Source organism: Bradyrhizobium sp. Ghvi (assembly GCF_900115265.1).
Classification (GTDB): Bacteria; Pseudomonadota; Alphaproteobacteria; order Rhizobiales; family Xanthobacteraceae; genus Bradyrhizobium.
In genome coordinates, this window is record NZ_FOVU01000004.1 from 165,213 (window position 1) to 184,976 (window position 19,764).

22 protein-coding genes are annotated in these 19,764 nt (G+C 64.6%); 17 read left to right on the forward strand and 5 right to left on the reverse strand.

Features of this window, described 5'->3' with window-relative positions:
• The first annotated feature begins 10 nt into the window (after positions 1 to 10).
• The 10 genes from BM374_RS16170 to BM374_RS16215 all read left to right on the forward strand — a co-directional run bounded on the left by BM374_RS16170 (position 11) and on the right by BM374_RS16215 (position 9,382).
• Positions 11 to 694, forward strand: coding sequence for a TetR/AcrR family transcriptional regulator (locus tag BM374_RS16170; RefSeq protein WP_092293843.1), 684 nt, complete (start codon positions 11 to 13; stop codon positions 692 to 694).
• The gene (locus tag BM374_RS16175) at positions 691 to 1,479 is read left to right on the forward strand and encodes an HlyD family secretion protein (RefSeq protein ID WP_092293845.1); all 789 of its coding nucleotides are present in this window, start codon (positions 691 to 693) and stop codon (positions 1,477 to 1,479) included. The genes BM374_RS16170 and BM374_RS16175 overlap by 4 nt, the downstream gene beginning before the upstream one ends.
• Complete coding sequence (locus tag BM374_RS16180) at positions 1,476 to 2,405, forward strand: ABC transporter ATP-binding protein (protein ID WP_092293847.1); 930 nt, start codon at positions 1,476 to 1,478, stop codon at positions 2,403 to 2,405. Before BM374_RS16175 ends, BM374_RS16180 begins: the two co-directional genes overlap by 4 nt.
• On the forward strand, positions 2,402 to 3,565 hold the full coding sequence (locus BM374_RS16185; protein ID WP_092293849.1) for an ABC transporter permease: 1,164 nt from the start codon (positions 2,402 to 2,404) through the stop codon (positions 3,563 to 3,565). Before BM374_RS16180 ends, BM374_RS16185 begins: the two co-directional genes overlap by 4 nt.
• A gap of 107 nt (positions 3,566 to 3,672) precedes the next feature.
• Entirely contained in the window at positions 3,673 to 4,974 is a 1,302-nt protein-coding gene (locus BM374_RS16190; protein ID WP_092293851.1) for an adenylate/guanylate cyclase domain-containing protein, read from the forward strand.
• Between the two features lie 115 nt (positions 4,975 to 5,089).
• The gene (locus tag BM374_RS16195; RefSeq protein ID WP_092293853.1) at positions 5,090 to 5,287 is read left to right on the forward strand and encodes a hypothetical protein; all 198 of its coding nucleotides are present in this window, start codon (positions 5,090 to 5,092) and stop codon (positions 5,285 to 5,287) included.
• A 118-nt stretch (positions 5,288 to 5,405) separates the two neighbouring features.
• Positions 5,406 to 6,137 (forward strand): GntR family transcriptional regulator, encoded by a 732-nt coding sequence (locus tag BM374_RS16200; RefSeq protein ID WP_092293855.1) that lies wholly within the window; start codon positions 5,406 to 5,408, stop codon positions 6,135 to 6,137.
• 50 nt (positions 6,138 to 6,187) lie between these two features.
• On the forward strand, positions 6,188 to 7,432 hold the full coding sequence (locus BM374_RS16205; protein WP_092293857.1) for an MFS transporter: 1,245 nt from the start codon (positions 6,188 to 6,190) through the stop codon (positions 7,430 to 7,432).
• Positions 7,433 to 7,454: 22 nt separating this feature from the next.
• Positions 7,455 to 8,348 carry an amidohydrolase family protein gene (locus BM374_RS16210; RefSeq protein WP_092293859.1) on the forward strand — a complete coding sequence of 298 codons (894 nt, stop codon included), beginning with the start codon at positions 7,455 to 7,457 and terminating at the stop codon, positions 8,346 to 8,348.
• A gap of 119 nt (positions 8,349 to 8,467) precedes the next feature.
• Positions 8,468 to 9,382 carry a PhzF family phenazine biosynthesis protein gene (locus BM374_RS16215; protein ID WP_092293861.1) on the forward strand — a complete coding sequence of 305 codons (915 nt, stop codon included), beginning with the start codon at positions 8,468 to 8,470 and terminating at the stop codon, positions 9,380 to 9,382.
• Between the two features lie 127 nt (positions 9,383 to 9,509).
• Here the strand turns inward: BM374_RS16215 and BM374_RS16220 are convergent, their stop codons facing one another.
• Both BM374_RS16220 and BM374_RS16225 read right to left on the reverse strand, forming a co-directional pair.
• A complete protein-coding gene (locus BM374_RS16220; RefSeq protein WP_092293863.1) occupies positions 9,510 to 9,971 on the reverse strand; it encodes a DUF488 domain-containing protein in 462 nt (153 codons plus the stop codon).
• 8 nt (positions 9,972 to 9,979) lie between these two features.
• The gene (locus BM374_RS16225; protein ID WP_092293865.1) at positions 9,980 to 10,816 is read right to left on the reverse strand and encodes a DUF72 domain-containing protein; all 837 of its coding nucleotides are present in this window, start codon (positions 10,814 to 10,816) and stop codon (positions 9,980 to 9,982) included.
• 104 nt (positions 10,817 to 10,920) lie between these two features.
• Between BM374_RS16225 and BM374_RS16230 the strand changes: the two genes are divergently transcribed.
• The 5 genes from BM374_RS16230 (at position 10,921) to BM374_RS16250 (ending at position 16,040) form a co-directional block, all read left to right on the forward strand.
• Positions 10,921 to 11,304: a hypothetical protein gene (locus BM374_RS16230; RefSeq protein WP_092293867.1), complete on the forward strand. Its 384-nt coding sequence runs from the start codon at positions 10,921 to 10,923 to the stop codon at positions 11,302 to 11,304.
• Between the two features lie 88 nt (positions 11,305 to 11,392).
• Complete coding sequence (locus BM374_RS16235) at positions 11,393 to 11,599, forward strand: hypothetical protein (protein ID WP_092293869.1); 207 nt, start codon at positions 11,393 to 11,395, stop codon at positions 11,597 to 11,599.
• 241 nt (positions 11,600 to 11,840) lie between these two features.
• A complete protein-coding gene (locus BM374_RS16240; RefSeq protein WP_092293871.1) occupies positions 11,841 to 12,968 on the forward strand; it encodes a glycosyltransferase in 1,128 nt (375 codons plus the stop codon).
• 19 nt (positions 12,969 to 12,987) lie between these two features.
• On the forward strand, positions 12,988 to 14,493 hold the full coding sequence (locus BM374_RS16245; RefSeq protein WP_092293873.1) for a glycosyltransferase family 39 protein: 1,506 nt from the start codon (positions 12,988 to 12,990) through the stop codon (positions 14,491 to 14,493).
• Positions 14,494 to 14,948: 455 nt separating this feature from the next.
• Complete coding sequence (locus BM374_RS16250; protein ID WP_177248349.1) at positions 14,949 to 16,040, forward strand: DUF2778 domain-containing protein; 1,092 nt, start codon at positions 14,949 to 14,951, stop codon at positions 16,038 to 16,040.
• An 8-nt stretch (positions 16,041 to 16,048) separates the two neighbouring features.
• On the opposite strand, the gene BM374_RS16255 is transcribed toward BM374_RS16250, so the two are convergent.
• The gene (locus BM374_RS16255) at positions 16,049 to 16,678 is read right to left on the reverse strand and encodes a glutathione binding-like protein (protein ID WP_092293877.1); all 630 of its coding nucleotides are present in this window, start codon (positions 16,676 to 16,678) and stop codon (positions 16,049 to 16,051) included.
• Positions 16,679 to 16,690: 12 nt separating this feature from the next.
• The gene (locus BM374_RS16260; protein WP_092293879.1) at positions 16,691 to 17,284 is read right to left on the reverse strand and encodes a cysteine hydrolase family protein; all 594 of its coding nucleotides are present in this window, start codon (positions 17,282 to 17,284) and stop codon (positions 16,691 to 16,693) included.
• A 123-nt stretch (positions 17,285 to 17,407) separates the two neighbouring features.
• On the opposite strand from BM374_RS16260, the gene BM374_RS16265 reads away from it, so the two are divergent.
• A complete protein-coding gene (locus BM374_RS16265; RefSeq protein WP_092293881.1) occupies positions 17,408 to 18,241 on the forward strand; it encodes a LysR family transcriptional regulator in 834 nt (277 codons plus the stop codon).
• Positions 18,242 to 18,398: 157 nt separating this feature from the next.
• The gene (lepB, locus tag BM374_RS16270) at positions 18,399 to 19,142 is read left to right on the forward strand and encodes a signal peptidase I (protein WP_092293883.1); all 744 of its coding nucleotides are present in this window, start codon (positions 18,399 to 18,401) and stop codon (positions 19,140 to 19,142) included.
• 119 nt (positions 19,143 to 19,261) lie between these two features.
• On the opposite strand, the gene BM374_RS16275 is transcribed toward lepB, so the two are convergent.
• Positions 19,262 to 19,764 (reverse strand): TCP-1/cpn60 chaperonin family protein (locus BM374_RS16275; protein WP_283807082.1); only part of this gene is annotated, 503 nt, incomplete at its 5' end.

Below are 19,764 nucleotides of genomic sequence, written 5' to 3' on the forward strand. Positions count from 1 at the left end.
TAAATGAAGCATGATGAAGAAGCCCACTACAGCAGCTGCGACCAAGGTCGCGAGTCAGACGCCCAGGCATGGCGGGGAAGTCGCTCCGGCATCAAGCCGTGCGACGCGCGCAGCGGAGCGGCGCGCGGCAATCGTGGAGGCGGCGATGGAGGAATTCGTCGCGCGCGGCTTTGCGGCGACGCGGCTTGACGACATCGCCAAGCGCGCAGGCGTCGCGAAGGGCACGATCTACCTGCACTTCAAGGACAAGGAATCGATGTTCGAGGAGTTGGTGCGTATCGTGATCGTGCCCGTGGTGGCTCGGCTCGACGCGTTGCCACCGCCGACGGGCTCGGTGCGCGATCTCATCGAAATGTTTGCCGGAAATTTCATCAACGAGGTGATCGGCACACGCCGTGGCGATCTCGTGCGCCTGATCGTGGCGGAGGGGCCGCGCTTTCCGGCGGTCGCCGACTTCTACTACCGCGAGGTCGTCTCGCGCGGGATGGCCGGCATGCGCGCGCTGATCGAACTCGGCGTTGCCCGCGGCGAGATCCGCCAGAAGAATCTCGCGCGCTATCCGCAGATCCTGGTCGCGCCCGCGATCATCGCGGTGATCTGGCAGAGCCTGTTTGCGCGGCACGCGCCGCTCGACGCGCAGGACATGCTGCGCGTCCATCTGGATTTGATTTTCGGCGAACGGAGGACGACATGACGTCGCCGCAAAGGATATTTGGAATCATCTTGGCCGCCGCGCTTGCAACAGGCCTCGCCGGTTGCAAGGAGAAGCGCGACCCCGGCTTCCAGGGCTGGGTCGAGGCGGACATGATCTTCGTCAGTCCGGACGAAGCAGGCCGGGTCACCAAGCTCAACGTCCGCGAGGGCGACGAGGTCAAGGTCGGCGAAGCGCTCTATTCCGTCGATGACGACCTCCAGCTCGCCGATCTCAACCAGAACAAGGCGACGCTGGCGAATGCGCAGCAGACCTATGATCGTGCGGCCTCGCTGAGCAAGACCGGCGCCGGCACGCAGGCCAATCTCGATTCCGCCGTCTCCGCCTTGCGCGTTGCCGAAGCCCGCGTGGCGACCTCGGAGACGCGGCTGGCCCGGCGCAAGGGCTTTGCGCCCGTTGCCGGCACCATCCAGCAGATCTATTTCCGTGAGGGCGAGATGGTGGCGGCGCAGCGGCCGGTGCTCTCGATCATGCCACCAGGCAACATGAAGCTGCGCTTCTTCGTGCCGGAAACGGAGCTGCCGAAACTCTCGATCGGCGACGAGGTGCGGGTCGCCTGCGACAATTGCGCCGCCGATCTCACCGCTAAGATCTATTTCATCGCGACGTCGGCTGAATACACCCCGCCGGTGATCTACAGCCTCGAAGAGCGCAACAAGCTCGTCTATCTCATTCAGGCGCGACCGTCGCGGCCCGATGCCTTGCGGGTGGGGCAGCCGATCGACGTCTATCTCAATCCAAAGACACCGGTGGCGGACAAGCGATGAACGCCGGCAACGACATCGCAATCGACGTCAGAGGCCTGAGCAAATCGTTCGGCGGCCGCGAGGTCGTGCACGACCTGTCGATGCAGGTGAAGCGTGGCTCGATCTACGGCTTCCTCGGGCCGAACGGCTCGGGCAAGACCACGACCATCCGCATCCTCTGCGGCCTGCTCACGCCCGACAGCGGTGAGGGCACCTGCCTCGGCTACGACATCTTGCGCGACGCCGAGAAGATCAAGCGCCAGGTCGGCTACATGACCCAGCGCTTCAGCCTCTATCAGGACCTGTCCGTGCGCGAGAACCTGGAATTCGTCGCACGGCTCTATGGCCTCGCCGACGCACGCGGTGCCGCGCGCGACATGATCAAACGACTCGGGCTCTCGGGCCGCGAGGAGCAGCTCGCCGGCGAGCTCTCCGGCGGGTGGAAGCAGCGGCTGGCGCTCGGGGCCTGCACGCTGCCGAATCCAAAATTGTTGCTGCTGGACGAGCCGACCGCGGGCGTCGATCCCAAGGCACGGCGAGACTTCTGGAACGAGATCCATGCGCTCGCCGCCGAGGGGCTCACGGTACTGGTCTCCACCCATTACATGGACGAAGCCGAGCGCTGCCACGAGATCGCTTACATCGCCTACGGCCATCTGCTGGCGCGCGGCACCGTCGACGAGGTGATCGCGAAGTCGGCGCTGACGACCTACACCGTCACGGGCGAGCTGGGCGGGCTCGCGGCCGAGCTCGACCATAAGCCAGGCGTCGATATGGTGGCCCCGTTCGGCACCTCGCTGCATGTCTCCGGCCGTGATGCTGCGGCGCTCGAAGCCAGCATCGCGCCTTGGCGCGAGAAAAGCGGCCTGCACTGGCAGAAGTCGCATCCATCGCTGGAAGACGTCTTCATCGAATTGATGAACCGCTCGAGGGACAATTTCCAATGAGCACCATCCGCGCAACCGGCCCCGTGTCGGAGATCCGCGACCGTTTCGGTTTCTTGCGCCGCTCCTATGCCATGATGGCGAAGGAATTCATTCAGCTTCGGCGGGACCGCGTGTCGTTTGCCATGATCGTCGCGATCCCCGTGATGCAGCTGCTGTTGTTCGGTTATGCCATCAACACCACGCCGCACCATCTGCCGAGCGCGGTGCTGCTGCAGGAGGACTCCGATCTCGCCCGTTCGGTCCTGAAGGCGCTGGAGAACACCGCCTATTTCCGCTTCGTCTACGAAGTGCACGACGTCGAGGATTTCGACAATCTGCTGAAGTCCGGCAAGGTGCTGTTCGGCGTCGAGATCCCGCGCGGCTTCGAGCGGGCAGTGCGGCGCGGCGACAAGCCGGCTCTGCTGGTCGCCGCGGATGCGACCGATCCGGTCGCCGCAAGCTCCGCGCTCGGCTCGCTCGGGATGATCGTGCAGACCGCGCTCCAGCACGATCTCTATATCGGTGATGCGCCGGCACTGCCGTTCGAGATCAGGGCGCATGCACGCTATAATCCGGCTGCGGAATCGCGGATCAACATCGTGCCAGGCCTGGTCGGCACCATCCTCACCATGACGATGCTGATCTTCACGGCGCTGTCGGTGACGCGTGAGATTGAGCGCGGCACCATGGAGAGCCTGTTGTCGATGCCGATCAAGCCGGTCGAGGTGATGCTCGGCAAGATCGTCCCCTACATCGTGGTCGGCTTCATCCAGGCCTTCCTGATCGTCAATATCGGCGTGTTTCTGTTCGGCGTGCCGGTGCTCGGCAACCTGCTCCTGCTGGCGGCGCTCTCGACGCTCTTCATCGCCACAAATCTCGCGATCGGCTACACGTTCTCCACCATCGCCCAGAATCAGCTGCAGGCGATCCAGATGTCGTTCATGTTCTTCCTGCCGAGCCTGCTGCTGTCCGGCTTCATGTTCCCGTTCGCGGGCATGCCGGCCTGGGCGCAATATCTCGGCGAATGCCTGCCGCTGACGCACTATCTGCGCATCGTTCGTGCCATCATGCTGAAGGGCGCGTCCATGCCGAACCTGCGCTTCGATGCGGTTGCCCTCGCCATCCTGATGCTGGTCGCCATGACTATCGCCGTGACACGCTTCCGCCGCACGCTGGATTGAGGCAGAATGTCCTCCGATGTCATTCCGGGGCGCACGAAGTGCGAACCCGGAATCTCGAGATTCCGGGTTCGATGCTAGCGCGTCGCCCCGGAATGAGTGGGGGGATAATGGTCAGCTTTCTGAAAGCCCGGCAGAAAGCCGTCTTGTCGGATCAGTTCGAGCGCGAACTGACGCGCGAGGTGCTGCGCACCGAACTGTTGCGGGTGAAGGCGCTGATCGCCACCGGCTTGGTCATGATCGTGCTGCTGACCACGACCTTCGTGATCGATCCTGCCATCGTGAACCGGATCTGGCACGGGACGGAGGGCATGACCCGTGAATATACCCTCATTGCAGGCTTCCTGCTGTTCGAGGCCTGGATCCACGGCCAGATCAGGCGAAACCTCAAGCTCGATCGCGACGTCCCGGTGGTCAGGCGCTATATCGGTGCAACCATCGAAACATCGCTGCCGACGCTCATCCTGATCCTACAGATCCGCAGCATGGGCGCTGGGCCTGCGCTCGGTTTCGTGTTGCCGCTGGTCTATTTCATCTTCGTCATTCTTTCGACGCTGCGGCTCGATTTCTGGCTGTCCACCTTCACGGGATTTGTCGCCGGCGCCGAACTTCTGGCGGTGGCGCTGTACTACAATTCGGCCAGCGACACCGGCGAACCCCTGATCTATTTCCACACCGTGCGCAGCACCGTCATCCTGGTCTGCGGCGTGCTCGCGGGCTCGGTCGGCGCGCAATTGCGACGGCAATTTGCCGCGAGCATCGCGGCGGCCACCGCGCGCGATCGGGTGACCAATCTGTTCGGCCAGCACGTCTCGCCGCAGGTGGTCGAGCGGCTGATGGCGGAGGGCACGAGCGTTGCCGGCGATCTCCGCCGTGTCGCAGTGATGTTCGTCGATTTCCGCGGCTTTACCGCAGGTGCGCAGACGCGCACGCCCCAGGAGGTGGTCGATAGGCTCGACGGCGCCTTCGCGGTGCTGGTCGACATTCTCGATCGCCACGGCGGCATTGTGAACAAGTTCCTCGGCGACGGCTTCCTGGCGCTGTTCGGCGCGCCGCTCGAAGCCTCCGATGCCGCGCATCGCGCGGTCGCTGCCGGCCGTGACATGCTGACGGCGATGGACCGCATCAACGCGCAGACGAGCTGGCCGCTGCGGATCGGCATCGGCATCCATTTCGGCGAGGTCGTCGCCGGCAATATCGGCTCGCCGCGGCGCAAGGAGTACACGGTCATCGGCGATACCGTGAACTTCGCCTCGCGGCTTGAGGCGCTCAACAAGGAGTTCGGCTCGCAGCTCCTGATCTCCGCGTCCGTGCGCGAGGCGCTGGGTGCCGACTGCAGCGATGCGGTCGCGCTCGGCGAGGTCACCGTGCGCGGTTACGAGCAACCGGTTGCCGTGTTTCAATTGGGGTGAGGGGATTCCTCGCGTTTCTTTGAAGGCGGGCGCTGAAATATCCCCGCACGCTCCGCGCTCCTGCATTCAGGAAGCCGAAACTCCTCGGCTTCCTGATGTCTCGCGGAGAAAATCCATGACTCGATTGACCATTGCTTCGGCCTTGATTGCCGCTTCCGTCTATCAAGTCCAGTCTGCTGCCGCTCGCGACGTTGCGCCAGCGCGGCGCGCCGTGGTTCACGCGACGGCGGATTGCGTCAGGGCGCCGGCAGAGGGCGCCTATGCCTCGGCGCCCTACAAGGAGCCGCCCTGCATACCGAAGACCACGAACTGACTTTCGCGACGAGGCGAAGCCGGGCTGGCGAAGACAGTCAGTCCGGCTTCTCTTTCCATCCGGGCTGGTATTGAGGTAGCGCTTGACTCGTGTTTCATCTAGTCATCTATATGACTATATGAATCCGGCTTCCCGCGACGACCGCCTGCCACGCTACCAGCGCCTGCGCGACGACCTCGCGGCGCGGATCAACCGCAATGAATGGCGCCCGGGCGAGCCGATCCCGTCGGAAGCCGAACTCGGCGCCCATTACGGCGTCGCGATCGGCACCGTGCGCAAGGCGATCGACCAGCTCGTTGCGGACGCCGTGCTGGAGCGCCAGCAGGGCCGCGGCACCTTCGTTCGGCGCGCACGCTTCAATTCCTCGCTGTTCCGGTTCTTCCGCTTCCAGTCGGAGAGCGGCGAGCGACGCGTGCCGAAGAGCCGTATCCTCAGGCGCAAGAGCGTGCCCGCGACCTCGGCCGTGGCATCGGCGCTGCGCCTTCCCGTCGGCGAGCCCGTGATCAGCCTGTCGCGCCTGCGCCTGATCGACGATGTGCCGCTGCTGGCCGAAGAGATCTGGCTGCAGCAATCGCGCTTTGCAAAGATTCTCGAGATCGACACCGCCGAGTTCGGCGACTTGTTGTATCCGCTCTACGAGGAGCGCTGCGGGGAGGTGGTGGTCTCCGCCGAGGAAATCCTGACGGTCGAGACTGCCAACGAGATGCAGGCGCGGCTGCTTCGGCTCGAGGCTCACGCACCGCTGATCGTGATCGAGCGCCTTGCGTTCGACCTGGAGCGACAGCCGATCGAATGGCGTCGCTCGCGCGGGCCGGCGGATCGCTTCCGCTACCACGCCGAGATCAGGTGAGCGCGACTTTCAACGACGTCAAACAACAACGCGTACAGGGGTAGGAAAACATGTCGAACTGGTACAGTGAGAGCTCGCCGCTGGAGCGTCGCACGTTCTGGGCAAGCTTTGGCGGCTGGGCGCTGGATGCGCTCGACGTCCAGATGTTCGGCCTTGCCATCCCCGCGTTGATCGCGACCTTTCACATCAGCAAGGCCGACGCCGGCCTGCTCGGATCGGTCACGCTGTTCTTCGGCGCATTCGGCGGCTGGCTCGGCGGCGCGCTCGGCGATCGCTTCGGCCGCGTCAAGGCGCTGCAGATCACGGTCGCGACCTTCGCGCTCGCGACCTTCGCCAGCGCCTTCGCGATGACCTACGCCCAGCTTCTGGTGCTCAAGGCCATTCAAGGCCTCGGCTTCGGCGCCGAATGGGCTTGCGGCGCGGTCCTGATGGCCGAGATCATCCGTCCCGAGCATCGGGGCAAGGCGCTCGGCTCGGTGCAGAGCGCCTGGGCCGTGGGTTGGGGCGCGGCGGTTCTGTTGTCGGCGCTGGTCTTCACCTATGCGCCGGTGGATATCGGCTGGCGGATGCTGTTTGCAATCGGACTGCTGCCGGCGCTCCTCATCATCTTCATCCGCCAGGGGCTGAAGGAGCCGCCGCGCGCGATCGCGAAGGACGCAGAAGCGCCGTTCCTCGCCACGCTCTCGGGCATCTTCCATCGCGACGTGCTGCGCTCGACGCTGGTCGGCGGACTCTTCGGCATTGGCGCCCACGGTGGTTATGCTGCCCTGACGACGTTCCTGCCGACCTTCTTGCGCGAGGTGCGGCACCTCTCGGTGCTCGGCTCCAGCTTCTACCTGGCCGTCATCATCATCGCGTTCTTCTGCGGTTGTGTCGCGAGCGGCTTCATCAGCGACCGGGTCGGGCGCAGGGCGAACGTCGCGTTCTTTGCCGCCGCCTGCATCGCCACCGTGCTGGTCTATATCTTCGTGCCGCTGACCAATGGCCAGATGCTGGTGCTTGGATTTCCGCTCGGCTTCTTCTCGGCGGGAATCCCTGCAAGCATGGCGGCGCTGTTCAGCGAGCTCTATCCGGCTGGCGTGCGCGGCACAGGCGTCGGCTTCTGCTACAATTTCGGCCGCGTCGTCTCTGCCGCGTTTCCCTTCCTGGTCGGCATTCTCAGCGACCGCATCGGCCTCGGGCCTGCGATCGGTATCGACGCGGCGTTTGCCTATTCGCTGGTGCTGATCGCGGTGCTGCTGCTGCCGGAAACCCGCGGGAAAGTGTTCGAGCAGACGGCGGCAACCCACGCCTGACCGGAAATGAGGGATAACGACCATGACATTGCCCCAGCGCGGCGTGACGCGCCGACAATTTGGTGCGAGTCTCGCATCGCTCGCCACGGTGGTCGCGACCACAGCCAGGAGTGAGGCGGCCTTGCCCGAGATCGACACCCACGCCCATGTCTTCCATCGCGGACTAAAACTCGCGCCGGGCCGGCGCTATGCGCCGGATTACGACGCGCCACTGTCGCTCTATCTCGAGCAGCTCGACCGCAACGCCATGACCAATGGCGTGCTGGTGCAGCCGAGCTTTCTCGGCACCGACAATTCCTACCTCGTCGACTGCCTGAAACAGACCAACGGACGCCTGCGCGGCATTGCGGTGGTCGATCCCGCCGTCTCCGCAGACGAGCTGCGCGCACTCGATCGCGCCGGCGTGATCGGCATTCGCCTCAATCTGGTCGGCCAGCCCCTGCCCGATCTCGCGGCGAGCGAATGGAAAGGATTGCTCGGGAATGTGAAGGCGATGAGCTGGCAGATCGAGATCCAGCGCAACGCCGCCGATCTCGCAACGCTCGTGCCGCAGCTGCTCGATCACGGCGTCACTGTCGTGCTCGATCATTATGCGTTGCCTGATCCGGAGCTCGGTGTCACCGATCCCGGATTTCAATCGGTGCTGAAATTCGGGGCGACGCGAAACGTATGGGTCAAGATCTCGGCGCCGTATCGTAATGGTCCGGCCGGCGAGAGCTTTGCCGGGCAAGCCTATCCGCTGCTGCGCAGCGCCTATGGCCTCGATCGCCTGCTCTGGGGCAGCGACTGGCCGCACACGCAGTTCGAGGCGACGCAGACCTACGCGAAGAACCGGCAATTCCTCGACACGCTCGTCGTCGACGCAAGCGATCGTGCCCGAGTGCTGGCCTCTCCGCGGCCGCTCTTCCGCTTCTGACGCGCGAGCGCGATTGCTCCGATTGCACCGAATTTTGGGGCATGACGGGCGATATTGCGTCCCTGTAGAGTGCTGCGCGAGGCGGCCGATCGCGGCCGCCGTTTGCGTGAGGAAATGCCATGCAGCGCCGCTATGTCACCGTCGACGTGTTCACCGACCGCGCCTTCGGCGGCAACCAGCTCGCCGTGGTGCTCGACGCCGGCGGGCTCTCCACGCAGCAGATGCAGGCGATCGCAACCGAGTTCAACTATTCCGAGACGACCTTCGTGCTGCCGCCGCGCGACAAGGCCAACGACGCCGAGGTGCGCATCTTCACGCCGGTGCAGGAGATTGCCTTTGCCGGCCATCCCAACGTCGGCACCGCCTTCGTGCTGGCCTCGATGGCAAAAGAGCCGAAGTCGCGCCTCTCGTTCGAGGAGAAGGCAGGCCTCGTGCCGGTTGATATCGTGCGAGAGCAGGGAAGGGTGATCAGAACCGAGCTCACCGCGCCGCAGCCGCTTGCGCGGTACGCGCCGCTGTCACCGGCCGAGGCCGCGAGCTGCATTTCGCTCAGTGCGGATGACATCAAGACCGATAACCATGCACCTGAAGTCATCACCGTCGGAAACGCATTTCTGGTGATGGAGCTGCATTCGCGCGAGGCGCTGAAGCGGGCGCGGCCCGACGCTGCGGCCTACGGCAAGCTCTTGCCGCGAGACGGCGGCCGCTCCGTGTGGTTCTATACCCGCGACGTACCTTCAGCCGAAGCGCCGTGCGAGCGCCAGGCACGCATGTTCATGCGCGGCGCCAGCGGCCTCACCGAGGATCCCGCCACCGGCAGCGCCACAGTCGCAGCCGCCGCACTGTTCGCCGATCTCGATCCTATCAGCGACGGCGAGCTGAAACTCACCGTCGGCCAGGGCTTTGACATGGGCCGGCCTAGCATTCTTCAAACGCGCGTCGTCAAGCGAGACAGTAAGATCGTCTCCGCCCATGTCGGCGGTGCCAGCGTGCAGATGATGGAAGGGACGTTCAGGCTGGCCGGGGAGGGGTAAGCCGTCATTCCGGGGCGCGCGTAGCGCGACCGGAATCCATCGAGCCTCAGAGACGGTGGATGCATGGATTCTCGGGTGCGCGATTGCGCACCGTAGCTCGCGACTTCGTCGCGCCCCGGAATGACACTCAGAGTATTCGCCCCGCCAAATTCTTCACCGTCACGCCATCGCGCTCCTCGATGATCTCCGCGATCATCTGGCGATGGCAATGGGTGTGATCGCGCTCGTAGCAGAGCAGGCAGACGGGGCCGGCCTGCTTCACCAGCGCCGAGAGCTCGTCCATCTGCTCTCTGGCTTCCGGCGTCTTGAGGTGCTTTGAGAATATCTTCTCGAGCACATCGTACTGGCCGCTGCGGGCCGCGAGCCGGCCTTCCTTGGGCGTGCCGAGGCCAGCGAGATGAATATAGCCGATGCCGCGTTCATCGAGGCCGGCGGCAAGCTGCTTCTTGGAAAAACCCGGTCGCCGCGACGACGTCACCGCGCGCACGTCGACCACGAGCTTGACGCCGGCCTGCTCCAATTCGTCCAGCACGGCCTTGGGCGGCGTCTGCTCATACCCGATCGTGAACAGCTTCTTCGCCTTGGCCATCGACTTCCTCAACTCACCCGCGCGATCAGTTCCATGGCGCCGTGCGGTGCGCGCACCTTGCCTTCGTGAATGACGTAGGCGAACACGTCGCGTGGTTCCTTTTTCGGCTTACTCTTGTCAACTTTCGGCAGATCGTCGGGTTCGCCACCCGCGGCCCAGGCTTGGAAGCGTTCGGCCCAGGCATCCAGCTGCTTCGGCGGATAGCAGGTCTTGATCTCGTCGTTGCCCTTCTGCAAGCGCGCATAGACGAAATCGCCGGCGACGTCGGCGATCGCAGGATATTTGCCGTGCTCGGCAAACACCACCGGCGTCTCAAATTCGCGGATCAACGCGATGAAATCAGGCGTGCAGAAGCTGTCGTGGCGCACCTCGACAACATGACGCAACGCGCGGCCCTCGAGTTTGCGTGGCAGCAGCTCCAGGAACTTGCCGAAATCGGCACCGTCGAATTTCTTCGTCGGCGCGAACTGCCACAGCGCGGGCCCAAGATGGTCGCCGAGTTCCAGCACGCCGGAATCATAGAACCGCTTGATGGAATCGCCGGCCTCGGCGAGCACGCGCCTGTTGGTGGCAAAGCGCGGCCCCTTCACCGAGAACACAAAACCATCAGGCACTTCGCTCGCCCATTTGCGAAAGCTCTCCGGTTTCTGCGAGCCGTAATAGGTGCCGTTGATCTCGATGGAGGTCAGCTTCGAGGCCGCGTAGGATAGTTCCTTCGCCTGCGTCAGCTTTTCCGGATAGAACACGCCGCGCCAGGGCTCGAAGGTCCAGCCGCCGATGCCGATGAAGATGTTGCCGGATTTCTTGGACACGGTTCTTGCTTTGGCCACGGATGGATCTCGCATCGACGGACGGGGAAGGCAGCATCCTAGTCAAACCGGAAGTGATTGGCCAGTTGTCGCATCCCGTCTAAGCTTCGCCTCGCGATCTGCGTAAGAAGGAGAACAACATGCGGATGCTGATGCTGGGAGCGGCGCTCGTTACGATGACAGCTGCTGCCATGACCTGTTCTGCTTTTGCGGCTGATGACGACGACACCAAGGGCGCGCAGAAGCTCGCCATGCAGGGCCGCGACGATTACTGGCATTGCCTGGCGCGGGAATATGCGCGTGACAGAAATCAGGGCCTGTCGGAACAGGATTTCAGCCGCTCGGTTGCCGGAGCCTGCCCGTCGGAGCGGCAATATTACCGGGTGGCGTTGCTCGACTATCTCACCGCGCAATATCCGAACATCGATTCCGGTGCCCATCTCGCGACCGCGAACCGGGCGGTGGAGTCGGCGCAGAAGGACATCGTGACGGCCTTCGTCAAGGACAGGCCGCCACAGCAATAGACTACACACCGCTGGAGGCCGGCAGCTCTTCCGGCCGTGCATTCATCCGTGGTATGATTGGCCGCATCAGGAACGGGGACGGGCTGGCATGGCGTCTGAGTCGGTGGGTGGCATTTTCGGCGCGATCGTCGCGGCGATCGTGCTTGCGGTCGCCGTCGTCTTTGGGCCGATCGGGCAGTACGGCAAGCCTCCTAAGCCGGTCAAGGCCGAGCCGGCTCCCGCCGCCGTAGCGCCTGCAGCCCCTGTCGCGCCGGCTCCGAGGGGGCCGGTGATCCGGGAAGTCCCGAACCAGTAGTGGCTTGAAAAAGGCCGGTTGCCCCTTGCATAGCGGCTTGCTCGTTCCCATATACCTCCTAACGGCGGCGTTGAGCCAAAAGCTCCGGCGCTGGGACGACCTTGGAATAGCTTGGGCCTGCGCCGGATGTACGCGCGGTCCGCCGTTCCGGGGTCGTTGGCATTTTGGGGCCCTATTTGGGCTGATTCCCACATAAACCCCGGCTTGGCAGCGCAGGACGCGGCGGATATACGCTGCCGTCATGAATGAAGCCATCAGACCCGGCGTCGACAACCAGGCTCAAGAGGGGCCGGAGCTGTCGGTCATCGTCCCGACCTTCAACGAGCGCGACAACGTCACGGTGCTGTACCGGCGGCTGGAGGCGACGCTTCCCAACATCGCCTGGGAGGTCGTGTTCGTCGACGACAATTCGCCCGATGGCACCTGGGACGTGGTGCGGGCGCTGGCGCTGAAAGACAGCCGCGTGCGCTGCATCCGCCGCATCGGCCGTCGCGGCCTGTCGGGCGCATGCATCGAGGGCATCCTGGCCTCGAGCGCGCCCTATGCTGCCGTGATCGATGCCGATCTCCAGCACGACGAAACCCAGCTTCCGAAGATGCTGCTCTTGCTCGCAAGCGATCAGGCCGACCTCGTCGTCGGTAGCCGCTACATCGAGGGCTACAAGAGCGAAGGCTTCAACAAGCAGCGCGCCGGAGCCAGTGCGCTCGCGACCGAGGTCGCCAAGAAGATGCTGCGGGTCGAGATCGCCGATCCCATGAGCGGCTTCTTCATGGTCCGCCGCGACCGTTTCGAGCAGCTGGCGCCGAAACTGTCGGTGCACGGCTTCAAGATCCTGCTCGATCTCGTCGCCACCGCGCATGGCAGTTTGCGCGCCGTCGAAATTCCCTACACGTTCGGCGCCCGTCAGCACGGCGAAAGCAAGCTTGATTCCATGGTCGCGCTGGACTTCCTCGGCCTCGTGCTGGCGAAGCTCACCAACGATATCGTCTCGTTGCGCTTCATCTTGTTCGCGATGGTGGGCGGCATCGGCCTCGTCGTGCATCTCACCACGCTGTTCATCGCGCTCGAACTGATCAAGGTGCCGTTCGCGGAGGCGCAGGCCGCCGGCGCCATCGTCGCCATGACCAGCAACTTCATCATGAACAACTTCCTCACCTATCGTGATCAGCGGCTGAAGGGCTTTGCGATCCTGCGCGGCCTCATCATGTTCTACATCGTGTGCAGCGTCGGCCTGCTCGCCAATGTCGGCGTCGCCTTCTCGGTCTACGACCAGGAGCCGATCTGGTGGCTGGCCGGCATGGCCGGCGCGCTGATGGGCGTGGTGTGGAATTACGCGATGTCCGGACTGTTCGTCTGGCGCAAGAAATAGCGCGCCGAGGATTTCGAGTATGGGCGGGGCTGACGCGCGGATCGTCCGCAATACGGCGCTGGTGATCCTTGCGTTGGTCGTCTTGCGGCTGGTCGCGGCCGCCTTCACGCCGATTACTTTCGACGAAGCCTATTACTGGATGTGGTCGAAGAACCTCGCCGGTGGTTATTACGACCACCCGCCGATGGTCGCGTACGTCATCCGCGCCGGCACCATGATCGCCGGCGATACCGAGCTCGGCGTCCGCCTGGTCTCGGTCCTGCTCGCGCTGCCGATGAGCTATGCGATCTATCGCGCCGCCGCGATCCTGTTCGGCGGGGCCCGCATGGCGGCGACCAGCGCCATCCTGCTCAACGTCACGATGATGGCTTCGGTCGGCACATTGATCGTCACGCCCGATGCGCCGCTGCTGGTGGCCTCCAGCTTCGTGCTGTTCTTCCTCGCCAAAGTGCTGGAGACCGGCCGCGGTGTCTGGTGGCTTGCTGTCGGCGCCGCCGTCGGCGCGGCGCTGCTGTCGAAATATACCGCGATGTTCTTTGGCGCTGCGATCCTGATCTGGCTCGTTTCCGTGCCGAAACTGCGGCGCTGGTTCCTCTCGCCCTGGCCCTATCTCGGCGGCCTCGTGGCGCTGGCACTGTTCTCGCCGGTGATCCTCTGGAACGCGGATCATCACTGGGTCTCGTTCGTCAAGCAGCTCGGGCGCGCGAAGATCGAGGATTTCCGCCCGGTCTTCATTGCCGAGCTGATCCCGACCCAGATCGCGTTCGCAACGCCGCTGGTGTTCATCCTCGGCGCGATGGGTCTGCATGCGCTGACCTGGCGCAGGGCCGGTGCGCTCGCCTCGCGCGTGCTGATCGAGACGATGTTCTGGACGATCGTCGTCTATTTCGTCTGGCACTCGCTGCACGCCCGCGTCGAGGCCAACTGGTTCGCGCCAGTCTATCCGCCTTTCATCGTCGCCGCCGCAGCCGCAGCCAACCTCGCGCAATGGAAACCGCGCGCGCGACGCCTGGTTGATTTCTGCCTGCGCTGGGCCGCGCCGACAGGCATCGTGATGTTCGCCGCGCTGATCCTGCAAGCCAATACGGGCTGGCTGTCCGGCTATCGCCGTGACGCGACCGTGCGCAGCGTCGGGGTAGGCTGGCGCGAACTCGCCGCCGGTATCGAAGCAGAGCGCGTGCGCAACGGCGCGACCTGCGTGCTCACGCCGGATTACGGCACCACGGGCTGGCTGGCCTTCTATCTGCCCCGCGGCAGCTGCGTGGTGCAGCAGAACCAGCGCATCCGCTGGGTCAACATGCCCGAGCCCGATCCGAAGCTGCTGGCGGGCAAGCTGCTCTATGTCGACGAGATCAGAGCCGATGGCCATCCGTTCCTGAACGAGCTGTTCGCGAAAGTGACGCGCGTCGGTGAGTTGCAGCGCAAGCGCGGGCCACTCGTGGTCGAGACCTACGGCATCGATCTTCTGGAGGGCGCCAAGGGCGACGTACTGGACCGCTCGCCGCCGCCCGAGTTGGCGCCGTAAGCGGAGCCGCGGCTGAGGGCCGGCCGCACCAGCCTCGCGCAACGTTTCACCGTTATCGTCCGGGGTCTTGAAGACCACGAAAATGACTTGGTTGGTGCGTTTAGAGATGCGGTCGGAGAGGTCCGCCAAGCGGGCTGAACCGGCCGGGAATGATGGTTAACAGCGTCGCCTAGGTCCGTAGTTCTGCGGGCTTTTTTCTCGAAATGGCACAGCGTTAACGACTCGCCCTACAACCGCCCGAACTTAATCCGCATTTAACTAAAAGTCGCCTTAATGACGCTCCGACCCTCTGCGAGATGCTGTTTCCGGATCGTGACCAGCGGCACTTCGAAGGGGCAGTTAGTGACACCGTTCTGGACGCAAGGCGAATGAGTACGAGTATCGCTGCGCAGAGTTACGCGGCACGGAAGCCCAAGAGCTCTTCGAAGCATTCCTATCGGAAGTCTTCCCGGAAAATGACCACCCAAAACCTGCTCGGCGCAGCGGTGATCGGCTGCGTCGCGCTTGCCGGCTGGACCGTCTACACCAACATCTTCGCCGCCAGCGTCTATCCGATCGTCGGTAGCTCCGGCTACGACGAGCCCGTGGTCAAGCGCGCGCCCAAGGTCGCGCTGCGCGAGGCCAGCGAGGCCATCCAGGAAACCTTTGCGCTGCTGCCCGACCGGCTGCAGGTGGCCGCACCGATCTCCCGCGAGATGTTCAACGAGCGCTTTGCTGCGGCAGCGACGCAGGGTGTGGAGTCGAATGCGGCGAGCGCGGCGCCTGCGACCAAGGTCGCCGAAGTTCCTGCGAAGCAGACCGTTGTCGCCAAGGTCGCCGAGGTGTTGAAACCGCTCAATCCGACCAAGGTGGCCGAGAGGGTCGCTGACAAGGTCGCGGATGTCGCGAAGGGCAAGCGCGGCACCGACGCGCGGGTACAACTCGCGTCGGCCGATCCGGCCGAGATCGTCCCGGCGCCCGAGGCGAAGCCGAAATCCTTTGCCGACCGCGCCAAGGCCGCGGTGATGTCGATCACCGGTCCGCGCCAGTCGATGGTCGAGAAGCTCTGGGGCAAGCGCGAGCCGTCAGGCGGATTGCTCGCCTATGCCTCGGCCGATGCCAGCGTGACGTCGGCGATCGCGCCGAAGGAGCAGAACCCGATGTTCGGCGGCGCGCCGCCCTATGAGCGCGACACCGCGGTCTACGACATCACCGCCAAGACGGTTTACCTGCCTGACGGGACCAAGCTTGAGGCGCATTCCGGCCTCGGCTCCAATCTCGACGATCCGCGCTCCTCGAAGGTCCGCATGCGCGGCGTGACCCCGCCGCACATCTACAATCTGAAGCCGCGGGAGGCGCTGTTCCACGGCGTGCCGGCGCTGCGGCTCACCCCGATCGGCGGCGAGAGCGCGATCTACGGCCGCGACGGCCTGCTGGCGCACACCTTCATGCTCGGGCCGAACGGCGATTCCAACGGCTGCGTGTCGTTCAAGGACTATTACGCGTTCCTCGACGCCTATCGCAACAAGGGTATCCGCAAGCTCGCGGTGCTCGCGCGCGTCGAGTAGGGCGCGCTTCAAGCCGCCATTGCCTTGCGGAGTGCCATTTCGGTCGCGATCGCGTCCCGCACGGCGGGGCGCGCCTGCATGCGTTCCAGATAGGCCGCCAACGGTGGCCATTGCGCGACGTCGACGCCGGCCGGACGCAGCAGCAGCAAGGCCCAGGCGAGATGCGCGTCCGCAACGGTGAAGCATTCACCCACGAGGAATTCGCGCGTCGCCAGATGCGCTGACGGCACCGACAGTGTCTGCGCGATCCGAGCGCGCGGCTTGGCGAGCGAGGCGTCGTCCTGGTACCAGAAGGTCGGAAACAGGAAGGCCTTGTGGATCTCGGCGCCGATGAAGCTCAGCCATTCCTGCAAGCGGTAGCGATCAACGTCGCCCGGCCGCGGCGCAAGACCGCGCTCGGGCTTCAGGTCGGCAATGTATTGCAGCACCGCTGCGCTTTCCGACAGCCGCTCGCCGTTCTCCAGCACCAGGACCGGCACTGCGCCCTTCGGCGAGATGCCGCGAAAATCCCTTTCGTCCTCCGCGACCTTCTTGGTCCGGAGATGCACCAGGTGATAGCGCGCCTCGAGGCCAGCTTCCATCAGCGCGATGCGGCTCGAAAGCGAGCAGGCCAGCGGCGAGAAATAGAGTTGCAGCATCGCGTTGCTCCGTTAGCTCAGCACATCGCCGCGCGTGATGATTGCGAAGCGGTCAGAGAGTTCGGCGAGCGCAACCTCGTGGATGGCCCTCGCGTCCAGCGTGCCGCCGCGCCCGTCGGGAAGATCGCGCGTCGCGCAGGAATCGGCATCGATGGTCGCGCGAAAGCCGAGGTCGAGCGCCGCGCGCGCGGTGGAGCTGACGCACATATGCGTCATGAAGCCGGCCAGCACGAGGTCCTTGCGGCCAGCCGCGTCAAGGCGCGCCTTCAGATCGGTGCCTGCAAACGAATTGGGCAGCTCCTTTTCGATCACCAGCTCGTCGGGATGAGGCGTCAGTTCGGCGACGATGGCGCCGCGCTCGGCGCTGCGATCGAACAGGCTGCCCGCCTTGCCGCGATGGGCGATATGGATAATCGGCGCGTTTGCCGCGCGCGCCTTTGCCAGCAGCCCAGCCGCTCGCGCGATCGCGGGCCTGGCGTCGGGCAGAGCCAGGGGACCCGCGAGATATTCGTTCTGGATGTCGATCAGCACCAGCGCGGCGTCGGCAAGGCGGGGCGGGGTGAGGTCGGCGCCGGCGAGCTGCAGCAGGGTCTTCGCGGTCGTCATGGGTTGGGAATCTCCGTCGAGGTCCCGCAAACATAGCCCCGCCGATACCTGCCGATATGCAGGGAAATCGCAGCTGATGGCTGCGATATTGCAGGCGCCTTGTGGCCGATGTAGCCTCACGCCATGAATTGGGACGATCTGCGCATCATCGCCGCCGTCAGGGACGAGGGCAGCTATGCCGGCGCCAGCGCGCGGCTGCGCATCGACGAGACCACGGTCGGACGCAGGTTGTCGCGCATCGAGCGCGCGCTCGGCTTACGTCTGTTCGAGGCCGCCGACGGCGTCCGCAGGCCGACGCGGCAATGCGAGGCGGTGCTGGCGCATGTCGAGGCAATGGCGGCGCACGCTGCCGAGATCGGTCGCCTCAGCGAGAGCGTGGAAGGTCCGGTCGGACGCCTGCGCATCGCCTCCACCAACACGGTCGCGGAAGAGGTGCTGTCGCCGCGCGCGAGCAATTTCCTGCGCGCCCATCCCGGCCTGACGCTGCAATTCCTCACCGCGAGCGGGAACGTCAAGTTCTCGCGCTGGGAAGCCGATCTCGCCGTCCGCCTGCGCAAGCCCGACAAGGGCGACTTCGCGATCTCTAGGCTTGGCGACATCAAGCTCTACTACTTCGAGCCTGTTGCGATCGAGGGCGAGCCGATGCTCTGTGCCTATCCGGACGAGCTCGGTGCCATCCCCGAGATGCAGTTTCTGCGCACCAAGACCGCCCGCGTGCGCTGCGTCACCGACAACGTCCGTGTCATCCGCAATCTGATCCGTGCGCATCACGCCGCCGGCGTGTTGCCGGAATATGTTTGCGCGGATCTGCTCGCCGATCGCCGGCTGCGCGCCACGCTGCTGCCGAAGCGGCGCGATGCCTGGCTGCTCGTGCAAAACCACCTCAAGCGCGACGCCGCGGCGCGCGTGACGATCGACTGGGTGAGGGCGTGTTTCCAGGACATGGCGCGCGCGTGACGCTGCTTTGCCGCCAGGCATCAACTCCCCGTCAATTCACATCTTGCACTGAACGCGCGTCTGTGTCGGCGCGACCAATTCATCGCGGGCATCGGGATTGTGCGAGCCATCGCTTGCGTTAATCTCAGCATACAATCTTGTTGGGCAGGGCAGGCGCATGACGATTGTTCAGGACACCATCCGGCCGCCGGCCCAATCGCGGGAATGGAAGGCGATCGTCATCCTGATCCTGCTCGTCCCGGTGCTGTGGTCGCCGGTGATCCTGTTTCGCTTCGTGCTGTTTCAGCCGTTCAACATTCCGTCCAACTCGATGGCCCCGACGCTGATGGTCGGCGACTACATCTTCGCCGCCAAATATGCCTATGGCTACGGCCGCTACTCGTTTCCCTTCGCGCCGTCGTTCGTCTCGGGCCGTTTCCGCGCCGCCGACCCTGATTATGGCGACGTCGTCGTGTTCCGGACGCCGAAGGACAGTTCGACCGATTATGTAAAGCGTGTCGTCGGGCTGCCCGGCGATCGCATCCAGATGCGTCAGGGGCAGCTCTTTCTCAACGACATCCCGGTGACGCGCGTCGCCCTGAAGGAGCTTCCCGCCGGCTCGACTTGCGGCGGCGAGTTCGGTGGAAGGGTCAGGCGCTGGCGCGAGACGATGCCGAACGGGGCGAGCTACGTCACCTACGACTGCATCGACAACGGCTTTCTCGACAATACCAGCGTCTATATCGTGCCATCAGGCCACTTCTTCGCGCTCGGCGACAACAGAGACAACTCGACCGATAGCCGCGTGGCGACGATGGGCTTCATTCCCATGGACAATCTCGTCGGCAAGGTGACGCGGATCTTCTGGTCGCTGGATGCCGGAGGCGGGCTGCGCCCGAACCGGATGGGGAAAGTGGGGTAGGCCTCCGTCATTCCGGGGCGCGCGAAGCACGAGCCCGGAATGACGGAGGAGAGAGCTCTGCTCCCAAACAAAAACCCCGGCATTGCTGCCGGGGTTTCGTAGTCCTTGGGGTGGCTGGATCAGAAGTCCATGCCGCCCATGCCGCCGCCCGGGGGCATTGCGGGGCCGGCGCCGCCCTTCTTGGGCAGCTCGGCGACCATGGCTTCCGTGGTGATCAGGAGCGCGGCAACCGAGGCTGCGTTCTGGATCGCGGTGCGGACCACCTTGGTCGGGTCGATGATGCCCTTCTTGACGAGGTCGGCATATTCGCCGGTCTGGGAGTCGAAGCCGTAATTGTAGGCCTTATTCTCCAGGATCTTGCCGACGATCACCGAGCCGTCTTCACCGGCGTTGATCGCGATCTGGCGAGCGGGTGCCGACAGCGCCTTGCGCACGATCTCGACGCCGGTCTTCTGGTCGTCGTTCTTGGTGCGCAGGCCCTTGAGCTGCTCGGAGGCGCGGAGCAGGGCGACGCCGCCGCCCGGGACGATGCCTTCTTCCACAGCCGCGCGGGTCGCGTGCATCGCGTCATCAACGCGATCCTTGCGCTCCTTCACCTCGACCTCGGTCGCGCCGCCGACGC